The organism is Pseudomonas asiatica (assembly GCF_040214835.1).
In the GTDB taxonomy this organism is placed as follows: Bacteria; Pseudomonadota; Gammaproteobacteria; order Pseudomonadales; family Pseudomonadaceae; genus Aquipseudomonas; species Aquipseudomonas putida_Z.
The window spans coordinates 4,179,808-4,192,929 of record NZ_CP157874.1; the positions used below are offsets into that span (position 1 = coordinate 4,179,808).

The 13,122-nt window shown below is 62.3% G+C and carries 13 protein-coding genes; all 13 read right to left on the reverse strand.

Going from position 1 to position 13,122, the window contains the following annotated elements; all coding sequences use genetic code 11:
- Positions 1-16 precede the first annotated feature (16 nt).
- Positions 17-1,600, reverse strand: a complete 1,584-nt coding sequence (locus tag ABNP31_RS18695; RefSeq protein ID WP_085589047.1) for a flagellar hook-associated protein 3 — start codon at positions 1,598-1,600, stop codon at positions 17-19.
- Between the two features lie 13 nt (positions 1,601-1,613).
- Positions 1,614-3,647: a flagellar hook-associated protein FlgK gene (gene flgK, locus ABNP31_RS18700; RefSeq protein WP_238066717.1), complete on the reverse strand. Its 2,034-nt coding sequence runs from the start codon at positions 3,645-3,647 to the stop codon at positions 1,614-1,616.
- Positions 3,648-3,659: 12 nt separating this feature from the next.
- Positions 3,660-4,814, reverse strand: coding sequence for a flagellar assembly peptidoglycan hydrolase FlgJ (flgJ, locus tag ABNP31_RS18705; RefSeq protein WP_085663975.1), 1,155 nt, complete (start codon positions 4,812-4,814; stop codon positions 3,660-3,662).
- Between the two features lie 11 nt (positions 4,815-4,825).
- On the reverse strand, positions 4,826-5,935 hold the full coding sequence (locus ABNP31_RS18710; RefSeq protein ID WP_015271237.1) for a flagellar basal body P-ring protein FlgI: 1,110 nt from the start codon (positions 5,933-5,935) through the stop codon (positions 4,826-4,828).
- Between the two features lie 12 nt (positions 5,936-5,947).
- Positions 5,948-6,643, reverse strand: a complete 696-nt coding sequence (flgH, locus tag ABNP31_RS18715; RefSeq protein WP_085589051.1) for a flagellar basal body L-ring protein FlgH — start codon at positions 6,641-6,643, stop codon at positions 5,948-5,950.
- 50 nt (positions 6,644-6,693) lie between these two features.
- The gene (gene flgG, locus ABNP31_RS18720) at positions 6,694-7,479 is read right to left on the reverse strand and encodes a flagellar basal-body rod protein FlgG (protein WP_015271239.1); all 786 of its coding nucleotides are present in this window, start codon (positions 7,477-7,479) and stop codon (positions 6,694-6,696) included.
- A gap of 47 nt (positions 7,480-7,526) precedes the next feature.
- A complete protein-coding gene (locus ABNP31_RS18725; protein WP_015271240.1) occupies positions 7,527-8,267 on the reverse strand; it encodes a flagellar basal body rod protein FlgF in 741 nt (246 codons plus the stop codon).
- A gap of 428 nt (positions 8,268-8,695) precedes the next feature.
- Entirely contained in the window at positions 8,696-8,881 is a 186-nt protein-coding gene (locus ABNP31_RS18730; protein WP_039612679.1) for a hypothetical protein, read from the reverse strand.
- A gap of 72 nt (positions 8,882-8,953) precedes the next feature.
- A complete protein-coding gene (flgE, locus tag ABNP31_RS18735; RefSeq protein ID WP_075045942.1) occupies positions 8,954-10,309 on the reverse strand; it encodes a flagellar hook protein FlgE in 1,356 nt (451 codons plus the stop codon).
- Positions 10,310-10,340: 31 nt separating this feature from the next.
- A complete protein-coding gene (gene flgD / locus ABNP31_RS18740) occupies positions 10,341-11,045 on the reverse strand; it encodes a flagellar hook assembly protein FlgD (protein WP_075045943.1) in 705 nt (234 codons plus the stop codon).
- Between the two features lie 15 nt (positions 11,046-11,060).
- Entirely contained in the window at positions 11,061-11,504 is a 444-nt protein-coding gene (flgC, locus tag ABNP31_RS18745; protein WP_003257260.1) for a flagellar basal body rod protein FlgC, read from the reverse strand.
- Positions 11,505-11,506: 2 nt separating this feature from the next.
- Positions 11,507-11,917 (reverse strand): flagellar basal body rod protein FlgB, encoded by a 411-nt coding sequence (gene flgB, locus ABNP31_RS18750; RefSeq protein ID WP_015271243.1) that lies wholly within the window; start codon positions 11,915-11,917, stop codon positions 11,507-11,509.
- Between the two features lie 368 nt (positions 11,918-12,285).
- Entirely contained in the window at positions 12,286-13,113 is an 828-nt protein-coding gene (cheR, locus tag ABNP31_RS18755) for a protein-glutamate O-methyltransferase CheR (RefSeq protein WP_015271244.1), read from the reverse strand.
- Between the last annotated feature and the right edge of the window lie 9 nt (positions 13,114-13,122).

The window sequence follows — 13,122 nt, forward strand, 5'->3', positions numbered from 1 at the left end:
CGCGAGAGAGGTGAAATCAGATGTAGTTGACCAACGACAAGCTGGCGACCTTGGCATAGGCCTGCAGCGACGCTTGCAGCATGTTGGTTTGCATCTGCAGGCGCAGCATCACTTCAGCCGGGTCGCTTTCGCGGATAGAGCTCTGGGTCTTGGTGTTCTCGGTGCTCAGCGCCTCGTTGGTTTCGGACTGCACATCCAGCGCCTGGCCACGGCCACCGATCGCACTGACCGACGACGACACCTGGTTGGTGGCGCTGGCGATGTTGCCAACGGCCGAATCCAGCGCGGCGAGGAAGTTCTGCCGGGCCACCGGGTCGTTGTCCACCGGGCTGGTCAGCGCGGTACGCAGCTTGCCGATGGTGTCGAGGATGTTCTGGGTCTGGTGGGTATCGACCTTGACCGCGAACGAGTCCCCGGCATTCGGTGCGCCGGACAGCTCGAAGCTGACCCCAGCCGCGGTGGCGGTGGTGCCGTTCGGCCCGCCCAGCGCACCCGATGCCACCGGGCGGCTGTCAGCAGTGACCGGTGCGGCGTACAGCTCGAAGGTGCTGCTGCCGGTGAACTTGAGCACCGCGCCACCGCCCGGGAAAGCGGCCTTGTAGGCAGCCTGATCGGTGATGGTCGCGCCCGTCACCTGCTCGGAGGAGGTATTGCCAGGGCTGCGGGTGCCGGAAACCTCATCGGCCTTGGAACTCAGGCTGAACGTATGCCCTGCGATAGCGGCATCTTCATTACCCTTGTCGCCGTCCTTGAAGGTGATGTCCAGGCGCAGATCGACACCGCGGAAGCTGATGCTGGTGTTGTCGCCATTGGGGTCGAACTTGCCGCCCTGGCTGGCCTCGAGCGTGACGTCATTGCCGTCGACGTCGGTGATCTTGTATTCGGTGCTGCTGAGGAATTCGATGCTGTACGGCTCGCCACTGCGGAAGCGATCGTTGTACAGGCTGTTGCCGGAGACCTGGCCGTTGGACAGGCTGACGCGGCCATCGTCGGTGGCCGGCGCGGTCAGGCTGGTCTGGCTACGGCTGGTGTTGAGCGCCTGCTCGAAGGCGTCGTAGCCAGTTTCATTGGCCGCCAGGCTGAGCATGTCACCCACCTGCAGGTTGAGCTTGCCCTGGTCGCCCTGGTAGCTGTAGGTGCCATCGGCATTGCGCGCGTAAGGCGGGGTATCGCCCTTGGAGCCGGAGAAGATGTACTTGCCGTTCTCGTCCTTGCTGTTCATCAACGAGAACAGCTGGTCTTCCAGCGACGCCAGTTCATCGGCGTTGGCCTTGCGGTCGGCATCGGTGAACGTACCGTTGCCAGAGCTCACCGCCAGCTCGTTGACCCGCTGCAGGATGGTGCCGATGGAGTTCAGGGTGCTTTCGGCAGTGCCCAGGGCGTTACGTACGTTGACGATGTTGCCGCTGTACTGCTTCAGCATGTTCTGCTGTTGTTCCAGTTGCAGCAGACGCGCCGCCCCCACCGGGTCATCCTTGGCCGAACGCACGCGAATGCCATCGCTTGCCTCCTGCTGGCTCTTCACCGTCTTGGCGAAGTTGCTCTGGTAGTTGGCCTGGTTGGTGTTGTAGAACTGCGAAGTAGAGATGCGTACGCTCACGATCTACGGCTCCTTAAAGACTGTTGATCAGGGTGGCGAAGGTTTCCTGGGCCGCCTTGATGATCTGCGACGACGCGGTGTAATACTGCTGGAACTTGACCAGGTTGCCGGTCTCTTCATCGATCGACACACCCGACAGGCCGTTGCGGCTTTCCACTGCAGAGGCATGCAAGGCAGTGGTCGCATCGCTGTCCATCTGTGCCTGGCCGGCCTTGCCGCCAACATTGGAGACCAGCTTGGCGTAGGCATCGGTGAAGCTGATGCCCTTGCCGTTGGCGCCAACCTCGACCGTGGACTTGGTCTGCAGGTCGATCACCGACAAGGCGTTGCGGTTGTCTGCCGAACCTGCGCCGGTCAGCGCCACGGTATAGCTGTCGCCGTTCTTCGGCGCGCCGGAAACGCTCATCTCGAAGGTGAAGTTGCCGCCCAGCGAATTGCCGCTGCCATCGACCATCGGCACCGACAGCTGCAACTTGTTCTCCTGGCCCGGCACGATGGTGCCGCTGCCGATCTCGGTACCCTTGGCGTCGTACATCTTGTAGGCCTGGGGCGAACTGGTGTCATCGCCGAACACCAGCTTGACCGGGGTCGAATACTTCAGGCCAGCCTGCAATTGCGAACGCTGGGCGACATCGTAGATGTCCATCTCCGAGGTCAGCGTCGGCTGGGTGATGACGCCGGTACCTTTGTTGCCCGACCCACTGGTGGCGGTCAGTGGCGAAGCCAAGGCCAGGCGCTTCGGGTCGGTCAGGACAGTGTCGATGCCCGCGGCCGCATTGCGGGTCGGGGTGATCTTGAAGCTGTCGCCAGCACTCAGGCCGCCACCATTGAGCGACAGGGTGAACCCGTCGATCACCGGAGGCGGCGTGTCGGTGATGTCGAAACTGCCCATGTCGGTGCCTTCCGGCAACTTGCGCACGCTGTAGCCAGTGGCGCTGGTGAAGGTCACCTGGTAATCGCTGGTGCTCAGCTTGCCGGTGTCCTTGATGGTCACATCGAGGTTGCCGGAGCCGGCGCTGTTGCCGGTCTTGGCGACACTGCGCTGGCTGATGGCCGCAGCGCTGTTGATATCGCCGAACAGGGTGGCACCGAAGTCACCGTTCTTGTCGATGCCCTGGGCCAGCTGGCTGTTGATCGCATCGGCTACTACCAAGGCCACGCGACCGAGCTCGTTGAGCGCCGGGTCGAGGGTATCCTTGCGGTAGCGGATCAGGCCGCCGAGCTCACCACCGGTCGTGGTGCTGGTGATGTCCATCTTGGTCGAGCCGCGATTGAGTATCAGGCTCATGCGGGTCGGGTCGGTGGCGCTCGGCTGCACGCCGATGGTCTGGGTGGTATTGCCCAGCACCAGGGCCTGGCCGTTCTTCAGGTAGATGTCGTAGTTGCCGTTCTTCTGCTCTACAACGTCGGCACCGATCAGCGCCGACAACTCGCGCACCGCACCGTCGCGCTGGTCGAGCAGGTCGTTGGGCTGGCCATTGACGGCCGTCATCTTGGAGATCTGGCCGTTGAGGTCGGCAATCGACTTGGTCAGCGCGTTGACCTTGTCAGCGATCGACGCCATGTTGGCATTGATATCGCTGTTCTGCTGGTTCAACTGCGCCGACAGGGTATTGAAGCGCTTGGCCAGGGACTGCGCGCTGGTCAGCAGCAGTTGGCGCGAGGCGTCCTCGGTCGGCTTGGCCGCGGCATCCTGCATGGCGCTGAAGAAGCTTTTCAGTGCAGCGGTGATACCGGTGTCGCTGCTCGACAGGGCGGTATCCAGCGGCGTGATCTGGTTCAGGTACGAGGTGGCATCGCTGCTCAGCGAGGTGGTGCTGCGCAGCTGGTTCTCGAGGAACGCGTTATAGACCCGGCGCACATCCGCCAGGGTAGTACCGCTGCCGATGAACACCTGGCCGACTTGCTGCCCGCCCTTGGTCTTCTGCACGTTCTGCTGGCGCGAGTAGCTTTCGACATCGGCGTTGGCGATGTTGTTACCGAGGGTGTACATCCCCGATTGCGCGGCGCCAAGCCCCGACATACCAATGTTGATCAGACTCGCCATGGTTCCATGCCCTTAAAGTTTCGTTGCGGTACCGAGCATTGCGTAGTGCTCGTACGACTTCATCTGTCTTGCGATCTGCGAGATCTTGCTGGCGTAATTCGGGTCGGTGGCGTACCCGGCCTTTTGCAACTCTTGCACGAACTGTTCTGGTTTATCGGCGGCCTTCACCGCATCTTGATAGCGCGAATTGTTCTGCAGCAGGCTGACCAGGTCGTGGAAGCTGTCCTGGTAGGAATCATAGGAACGGAACGCCGCCGTCTCCTTGACGAACTGGCCATCGCGGAACTCGCTGGTGATCGCCCGCGCCTCGCCGCCTTCCCAGTTGCCGGTTGCCTTGATGCCGAACAGGTTGTGGCTGCTGCTGCCATCGGTGTTGCGCATGACCGACTTGCCCCAGCCGGTTTCCAGTGCGGCCTGCGCCACCAGATAGCGCGGGTCGATACCGATGCGCCTGGCTGCCTGCTCGGCCATCGGCAGCATGGTGGCGACGAACTCGTCGCTGTCGGCAAAGGCTTTTTTCGGTGCCAGTGGTGGCTGGGCCACGGCGCGCCCGAGGATGCGCAGGCCGTTGTCCGGCACGGCGAAGGCCTTGGCCACTTGCTGGCCGTCACGGGCCGGCACGGCTGCGGTATTGGTGCTGGCCGCCGACGGCACGATGCCGGCCATCAGGCGGTCGGTGAGCTTGCTCGGCAGCGCCAGGCGTCGTGAATTGAGCGCGGCGACGTCGTTGCGGGTGGCGGTCGACTGCACGGCATGCACGGGCTCGGCCACCTTGTTGCCCCACAACGTCGGTGCACTGCCCTCGATACGCGGAAACGGGCTGGTGTTGGCCGGTGTGCCCTTGTTCTTCGACAGCTGGCGCACCAGTACGTCCTGCAGCCCGATGCCGCCACCTTCGCGGGACATGCTCACGGCCAGCTGCTGGTCGTACATGTCGCGGTACTGCTTCACCGTTTCGGTGTTCATCGGGTTGTCGTCGGCCAGCACGTCGCTGGCCTTGCGCGAGGCCTTGAGCATTTCGCTGATGAACAGCGACTCGAATTCCTGGGCCACCTTGCGCACGTTGGCGTCGCTGTCGCGGTCGCCATGCTTGAGCGAGCTCAGGCGGTTGAGGTCGGTGTAGGCGCCGCTGTCGGCGCTGCCGGAAACCAGGCTTTTGCTGTTCATCCGTGCCGTCCTCAGATCACGATCAGGTCGGCCTGCAGGGCGCCGGCCTGTTTCAGGGCTTCGAGGATGGCCATCAGGTCACTGGGCGCTGCGCCCACCTGGTTCACCGCACGGACGATTTCATCCAGCGTGGTGCCCGGGCCGAACTTGAACATCGGCTTGGCTTCCTGCTCGGCGTTGACCCGCGAGCGCGGCACCACGGCGGTCTGGCCATTGGAGAACGGCCCCGGCTGGCTGACGATCGGGTCTTCGGTAATGGTCACGGTCAGGCTGCCGTGGGTCACTGCGGCCGGCGACACCTTGACGTTCTGGCCGATGACGATGGTGCCGGTGCGCGAGTTGATGATGACCTTGGCGACTGCCTGGCCCGGGTCGATCTCGAGGTTCTCGAGGATCGACAGGTAGTCCACGCGCTGGCTCGGGTCCATCGGCGCAGTGACCCGTACCGAACCGCCGTCCACGGCCTGGGCCACGCCCGGGCCGAGCAGGTCGTTGACCTTGTCGACGATGCGCTTGGCAGTGGTGAAGTCGGGGCGGTTGAGGTTCAGGGTCAGGCTGTTGCCCTGATTGAAGCCGCTCGGCACTGCACGCTCGACGGTAGCGCCGCCTGGGATACGACCGGCCGACGGAACGTTGACGGTGATCTTCGAACCGTCACGGCCCTCGGCATCGAAGCCGCCCACCACCAGGTTACCCTGGGCCACGGCATAGACGTTGCCGTCGATACCCTTGAGCGGGGTCATCAGCAGGCTGCCGCCGCGCAGGCTCTTGGAGTTACCGATCGAGGACACGGTAATGTCCACCACCTGGCCTGGCTTGGCGAACGCCGGCAGGTCGGCATGCACCGACACTGCCGCAACGTTTTTCAACTGCACGTTGCCGGAGCCGGCCGGCACCTTGATGCCGAACTGCGACAGCATGTTGTTGAAGGTCTGCAGGGTGAACGGCGTCTGGGTGGTCTGGTCACCCGTGCCATTGAGCCCCACCACCAGGCCGTAACCGATCAGCTGGTTGGAGCGCACGCCAGAAATGCTGGCGATGTCCTTCAGGCGCTCGGCCTGGGCGCCGAAGGCACAGGACAGGAGCAGGGTTGCGGCAATCAGCTGCCTCACGTTGAACATGGTCATCCGTACTCAGAAAGGCCAAAGCGGGCTGATGAAGAAGCGGTCCAGCCACCCGGGCTGGCTGGCATCGGCGAACGAGCCGGTACCGGAATAGGTGATGCGCGCGTCGGCCACGCGAGTGGACGGCACGGTGTTGTCGGTGGCGATGTCGTCGGCGCGGATCATGCCGGCAATGCGCACCAGCTCTTCGCCGGTGTTCAGGGTCAGCCACTTCTCGCCGCGCACGGCGATGATGCCGTTGGGCAGCACTTCGGCCACGGTCACGGTGATGGAACCGGTCAGGGTGTTGCCCTGAGTGGCCTTGCTGTCGCCCTTGGTGGCGCGCTCGCCGCTGTAGCCGGCCTCCAGCGACAGGTCACCACCGCCGAACGGGTTGTTGGTGTTCGGCGTAGTGCCGAACAACGATGTCAGGCCGATGTTGGCGTTGCTGTTTTTCTGGATCTGCGAGCCAGCGTTCTTGCTGGCCGATGTGCGCTCGTTGAGGGTGATGGTGATGATGTCACCCACCCGGAACGCCTTGCGGTCGCTGTACAGGTTCTGCTCGAAACCGGCCTGGTAGATCGAACCGTTGTTGGCCGCTGCCGGCAACGGGGTGCGCGGCAGTACCGGCGCGTAGTACGGGTCGTTGGGCTTGGGCGTCGGCGCGACGCAACCTGCCAGCAACACCGCCCCCCCCAGGGCGAAAACGGACAACAGACGATTCATGACGCTTACCTCACGGGTGCAACGGAGTGACGGGGTTAGAGCTGCCTGCTTCAGAGCTGTTGAGTAACGAACGACAGCATCTGGTCAGCGGTGGAAATGACCTTGGAGTTCATCTCGTAGGCACGCTGGGTGGTGATCATGTTCACCAGCTCTTCCACGGTGCTGACGTTGGAGTTTTCCAGGGTCTGCTGCAGGGTGGTGCCGAAACCGTTCAGGCCCGGGGTGCCGACTTGCGGCGCGCCACTGGCGGCGGTTTCGAGGAACAGGTTGTCGCCAATCGCCTGCAGGCCGGCCGGGTTGATGAAGTCGGCGGTCTGGATGTTGCCGATCACCTGCGCAGCCGGGTTGCCGGCGGTGGTGATCGACACGGTGCCGTCCTGGCCGACGGTGAAGGTCTGCGCGTCGTTCGGCACGACGATGGCAGGCTCCAGGGCGAAGCCGTTGGCGGTGACGATCTGGCCGTCGGAGTTCAGGTGGAAGGTACCGTCACGGGTATACGAAACGGTGCCGTCCGGCTGCAATACCTGGAAGAAACCACGGCCGTTGACCGCCATGTCCAGCGGGTTTTCCGTGGTTTGCAGGCTGCCGGTCTGGAAGTTCTTCTGGGTGCCGACGATGCGCACACCAGTACCGACCTGCAGGCCGGAAGGCAGCTCGCTGTCCTGGGTGGACTGCGCGCCCGGCTGGCGTTTGATCTGGTACAGCAGGTCCTGGAACTCCGCGCGATCACGCTTGAAGCCGGTGGTCGAGACGTTGGCCAGGTTGTTGGAGATGACCGTCAGGTTGGTGTCCTGGGCGGACAGGCCGGTTTTAGCGACCCAAAGAGCCGGAAGCATGTAAGTTCTCCTCGTGCGCCTGTTTTACGGCACCCGTTCAAAAGTGATTAGCCGATTTGCAAAACACGCGCCATGGCTTCGTCGCCTTCCTTGGCCGCGTTCATCATCTTGACGTGCAGTTCGAATTGACGGGACAGCGCCAGCACCGAGGTCATTTCTTCCACGGCGTTGACATTGCTGCCTTCCAGGAAGCCCGACACCACCCGCACGTTGACGTCGGCGTCCGCCGGTTGGCCGTCGCGGGTATGGATCAGACCATCCAGGCCCTTGGTCAGGCCTTTGGTATCGGGGTTGACCAGCTTGATGCGGTCGACTTCGGCCATCACGCGCGGGTCTTCCCCCATGGAGCGGATGCTGATGGTGCCATCGGCGCCGACTTCGACCTTCTGCTCTGGCGGAATCGCAATCGGGCCGCCATTGCCGATCACCGGCATGCCGTTGCCGGCACGCAGCACACCGAGGGCATCGATGTTCAGGCTACCGGTGCGCACGTAGGCTTCACTGCCATCGGGTGCCTGCACGGCGATGAAGCCCTTGCCGGTCACCGTCACATCCAGATCGCGGCCGGTTTCCACCATCGGACCTTCGCTGAAGTCGGTGGCCGGGCGCTCGGTCATGGCAAAGGCGCGCGACGGAAAGCTGTCACCGAACACCGGCATCGAGCGAGCCTGCTCCAGGTCTCGCTGAAAACCGTTGGTGGAAATGTTCGCCAGGTTGTTGGCGTGCGCCTTCTGCGCCAGCGCATTCTGGCTGGCACCGGTCATGGCCACGTAAAGCATCTTGTCCACAGTCATCCTCCATTGCACTGGCGGTCGTTTGCCGCTCGCCGTTGCTATGCGAGCTAGAAAGCAAGTTCCGAACCAACTTTGCGAAATCATGAAAAAGCCCGTGGATACGGGCTTTTGGAGGCCTTGCTCAAGTCGCGAACGCCGGTTATCCGGCGCCGGGTTGCCGATGGCGGCAAACTTGTACCGGCCTCTGCGGGAGCAACTGTCTTGGCGCGATCCCTGTAGGAGCGGCCTTGTGTCGCGAAAGGGCTGCAAAGCAGCCCCAGCAATCTATGATGCGGCGAAGCTGAAATCCCGGGGGCGCTTCGCACCCCTTTCGCGACACAAGGCCGCTCCTACAGGTACAGCGCCAACCTCGAGAGCAACACTCCCACTGAGCGGCCTTGCCAAATAAATCGGTCATGAACAAAGGGCCGGTACCGGCTTCATCAAGGCTCGCGGCAACCACCATTGCTGTAGGGGCCGGCGAACTTCTTCCAGCCATCCCCCGGCGGCCATTGCGAGCAGACCAGGCGCCCATCCACCTGGCTTTCCCAGCGCCACCAGGGCGCGGTACCGGCCTGGGCCTGGTACAGGCAGAAAGCAGCGACCAATGTGACAACCAGCCTTTTCATGCCCCCTCCGGCAAAGACGACGAACCCCTTCATGACAAAGGGGTTCGCCCACACACACTCAGCCAGCGACCATCAGGCCATCTGTATGACAGTCTGCATGATGGTGCTTTCAGTGGAGATGGTCTTGGCGTTTGCCTGGTAGTTGCTCTGCGCCTTGATCAGCTCTACCAGCTCCTGCGTCAGGTTCACGTTCGAGCCTTCCAGCGCGTTGGACTCGACGCTGCCCAGGGTACCTGTCTTCGGCGCATCGATGCCCGGGATGCCGGACGTGTAGGTTTCGGTCCAGCGGGTACCACCAATCTGCTGCAAGCCCTGCTCGTTGGCGAAGCTGGCCAGGGCCACCTGGCCAATGGCGCGGGATTGCTGGTTGCTGAAGCTGGCGAACAGCACACCCGTCGAGTCGATGCTCAGGCTCGACAGGATACCGGTCGCGTAGCCGTCCTGAGACTGCGACATGCGCGCGGTCTCGGTGTTGTAGGAGGTGGTGCTGTTCATCGCCAGGCGCATGCCATCGGCATTGCCCACCGCGCCGTTGGAGATCCAGTTACCCGCAGAATCTTCCACCGCCGGCACCCAGCCAGTCATGGTGAAGGTGTTGTTGGTCACGGTGAACGACGAGCCCGCCGGGTGGCCGGTATTGTCCGCAGTCATGCTCTTGACCGAGCCATCGCTGTTGAAGCTGATGGTGCCAGTCAGCGGCACGGTGGAGGATGGGGAAAACGGGTTGCGCCCATCGACCAGGGTGTACATGGTCCACTCATTGGTGCCAGTCTTGCGATAGAACTGCTCCATGGTGTGCTCGTTACCCTGGCTGTCGTACACCTTGGTCGGGAAAGACTTGGTGTAAGTCGTCTGATCGGAAGGATCGAACGGCAGGTTCGGCACCATCACGCCAGTGCCATCATCCACTTCCAACGGGATGTCGGCGGCCGAGGAATTCAGGTTGATACCCTGGTCGATCAGCGATGTTGCCTTTGGCTGCAGCGACGACGTATCGATCTGCAGATCGGTGAGCACGCCCTTCTGGATCTTGCCAGTCGAGTCGGCGGCATAGCCCTGCAGGCGCAAGCCGTCCGAGGTAACCACGAAGTTGTCCTTGCTGGCCTGGAAAGCACCCGCACGGGTGTACACGCGCGAGCCGTTATCGGACAGCACGAAGAAGCCCTGCCCCTGAATCCCCATGTCCAGCACGTTGCCGGTGGTGTTGACGTCACCCTGGGTGAACTGCTGGGAAACCGCTGCCAGGCGCACACCGTTACCCACCTGGTTCTTGCCCACGCCCAGGCGGTTGGAACCTGCATAGACATCGGCGAACTCGGCACGCGACGACTTGAAGCCGTTGGTGTTGACGTTGGCGATGTTGTTGCCGGTGACATCCAGCTGCTTGTTTGCTGCGTACAGACCGCTAAGGCCGATATTGAAAGACATGAATTCGCTCCTTTTGCCGCTCTAGCGGGCCTTAGATACCGATGGTTTGCACGTCGGAGAGGGACACTTTGCCAACACCGGCGAGGTTGAGCACCATTTCGCCGGCGGCACTGAAACTGACGCTGGTCACCTTGGCTGGCAACAGCGTATTCATCTGCACCGACTTGCCATCCACTGTAGTGGTGGCAGTGAAGGTGTAAGTACCAGGGTCGACTTTCTGGCCACTGCTGTTGGTACCGTCCCAGATGAAATCGGCGTAACCGGCTTTCTGCTCGCCCAGCTCGATGGTCTTGACGGTATTGCCGTCCTTGTCCTTGATGGTGATCTTCGCTTCGCCGATGGCTTGCGGCACGACGAACTGCGCATTGAAGCTTTCTGCGGTGTCGACCACGGCCTTGTCGTTCTGCACCACCACCGAACGCCCGACCAGCGACGACGCCTGCAGGGCCTGGGACGAGGCCATGGCGCTGGTGATGGAGTTGACCGATTCGTTCAGCGAGGTAATGCCTTCCAGGCTGCTGAACTGCGCCAACTGGGCAACGAACTCACCGTTGTCCTGTGGGTCCAGCGGGTTCTGGTGTTGCATCTGGGTGACCAGCAATTGCAGGAACGCGTCCTTGCCGAGCGAGTCGTTGCCGGTCTTGGATGCGGTGTCCGTGGTCTTCTTGGTGCTGGTGCCTACACCCGACGCCGCGAGCACGTCGTTGAGGTTCACACCGTTGGTATCGATTGCCATGGTCTGGTTTCCTTATCACTGACCGAGGGTCAGGACCTTCTGCATCATGGCCTTGGCCGTATTCATCAACTCGGCGTTGGTCTGGAACGCGCGGCTGGCGGAGATCATGTCAGCCATCTCCTCGACCACGTTGACGTTCGGGTAGTAGACGTAGCCGTCCTTGTTCGCCGCCGGGTGGTTGGGCTCGTAACGGGCCTCCAGGTTGCTCTGGTCCTCGACGATGCCTTTTACCTGCACGCCCTGCCCTGCCTCGCCCTGGTCTTCGAACAGCGACTGGCTGCCGCCGGCCTGTGCGTCCTGGAAGGTGGTGGCGAACACCGGGTGGCGGGCGCGGTAGGTCTGGTCGATGCTCGAGGACACGGTCTCGGCGTTGGCGATGTTGGAAGCAACGGTGTTCAGGCGCGTGTTCTGCGCACTCATGCCGCTACCGGCAATGTTGAAGACACTGGAAAGGGACATGGTCATTCTCCCCGCAGGGCCGAAACCAGCCCTTTGAATTTACTGTTGAGCAAGGTGAAGCTGGCCTGGAAGCCGACGGCGTTTTCGGTGTAGTTCGATTGCTCGATCTGCGCGTCCACGGTGTTCTGGTCGATCGACGGCTGCGTTGGTGTGCGGTACTTGAGGGTATCGTCGGCCATGGCCAGGCCCTCGGCCTCGATATGGCGGCTGTTGGTACGATCGAGGCTGAAACGGCCGCCACTCTGCTGCTTGTCGCTCTCGGCAGCGAGCACCGAGGCGAAGTCCATGTCGCGCGCCTTGTAGTTGGGCGTGTCGGCGTTGGCGATGTTGTTGGCCAGCACTTCGGCGCGCTGGGCGCGGAAGCCCAGGGCCTTTTCGTGAATACCAAGCGCCTTGTCGAAGCTGATGCTCATGTCGGGGAAACCTTCGGAGGTTGACCGGAATATCGTTGGGCAAGGTATAGCAAGGGCTGTGCCAACCAACAGAAAGCCCGGAAATACGGGCTTGCAGGGCAAGGTGCTGTCAGAGTGATGCCAGAAAAGCGGCAAAGGCCTTCCGCCTTGAGCGGCGAAAGCGGCAATTGCCGGGCGGCAAAAGCGGCAAAACAAAAAATTGACGTCAGTATTTTTCCTGCGCCGGCCTCTTCGCGGGTAAACCCGCTCCCACAGGGTTCTGCACAGCTTTAAAAGTCGGTGCGGTACCTGTGGGAGCGGGTTTACCCGCGAAGAGGCCAGCACAGGCAAACAAAAAGGCCGGCAACTTTCGCTGCCGGCCTTTGTGCTTACTTCGCCTGGTAGATGATCCCCGGACTGCACTGCACCATCTGGTAATGGTCCGGCAACCCGTTCAGCGCCTCGGAAGCCCCGAGGAACAGATACCCACCCGGCTTCAAGGTACTGTGGATACGCAACAGGATGTCCTTCTTCACCTGCGCCGAGAAATAGATCAGCACGTTACGGCAGAACACCACATCGAACTTGCCCAAGCTGGCATAGCTGTCGAGCAGGTTGAACGAGCGGAACTCGACGCGGCTGCGAATCGCCGGCTTGACCGCCCAGCGCCCCGGCCCCTTGGTGTCGAAGTAGCGCTGCAGGCGCTCCTGGGACAAGCCACGGGCAATCGCCAGGCTGTCGTACTCGCCGGTCTTGCAGTTGGTCAGCATGGTGCCAGACAGGTCGGTGGCAACGATCTGCGCGCCCATCTTCAACTGGCCGAGGTTGCTACGCTCGAATTCGTCGATGGCCATCGAGATGGAATACGGCTCCTGCCCCGACGAACAGGCCGCCGACCACATGCGCAGGCGCTGGCCGGGGTTGTTGCGGATGAACTCGGGGATGACCTTGTTCTTCAGCACCTCGAACGGGTAGGTATCGCGAAACCACAGGGTCTCGTTGGTGGTCATGGCATCGACCACCTGCTCGCGCAAGCCGCCACGCGGCTGGGCCTGGATGCGCTGCACCAGCTCGCCCAGGCTCTTGATGCCCTGTTGCTCCATCAGCTTGTTGAGACGGCTGGAGACCAGGTACTGCTTATTCTCGCCCAGCAGGATGCCACAGGCTTTCTCCAGGAAGACCCGGAACTGTTCGAAATCCAAATTACCCGTAGACACTACTGCCGC

What these genes read in the sequence shown, in the direction of transcription:
- flgK (WP_238066717.1), bottom strand. Translation starts at nt 3,647, where the DNA reads ATGGCGAGTCTGATCAACATTGGTATGTCGGGGCTTGGCGCCGCGCAA.
- flgJ (WP_085663975.1), bottom strand. Translation starts at nt 4,814, where the DNA reads ATGAACAGCAAAAGCCTGGTTTCCGGCAGCGCCGACAGCGGCGCCTAC.
- ABNP31_RS18710 (WP_015271237.1), bottom strand. Translation starts at nt 5,935, where the DNA reads ATGTTCAACGTGAGGCAGCTGATTGCCGCAACCCTGCTCCTGTCCTGT.
- flgH (WP_085589051.1), bottom strand. Translation starts at nt 6,643, where the DNA reads ATGAATCGTCTGTTGTCCGTTTTCGCCCTGGGGGGGGCGGTGTTGCTG.
- flgG (WP_015271239.1), bottom strand. Translation starts at nt 7,479, where the DNA reads ATGCTTCCGGCTCTTTGGGTCGCTAAAACCGGCCTGTCCGCCCAGGAC.
- ABNP31_RS18730 (WP_039612679.1), bottom strand. Translation starts at nt 8,881, where the DNA reads ATGAAAAGGCTGGTTGTCACATTGGTCGCTGCTTTCTGCCTGTACCAG.
- flgE (WP_075045942.1), bottom strand. Translation starts at nt 10,309, where the DNA reads ATGTCTTTCAATATCGGCCTTAGCGGTCTGTACGCAGCAAACAAGCAG.
- flgD (WP_075045943.1), bottom strand. Translation starts at nt 11,045, where the DNA reads ATGGCAATCGATACCAACGGTGTGAACCTCAACGACGTGCTCGCGGCG.
- flgC (WP_003257260.1), bottom strand. Translation starts at nt 11,504, where the DNA reads ATGTCCCTTTCCAGTGTCTTCAACATTGCCGGTAGCGGCATGAGTGCG.
- flgB (WP_015271243.1), bottom strand. Translation starts at nt 11,917, where the DNA reads ATGAGCATCAGCTTCGACAAGGCGCTTGGTATTCACGAAAAGGCCCTG.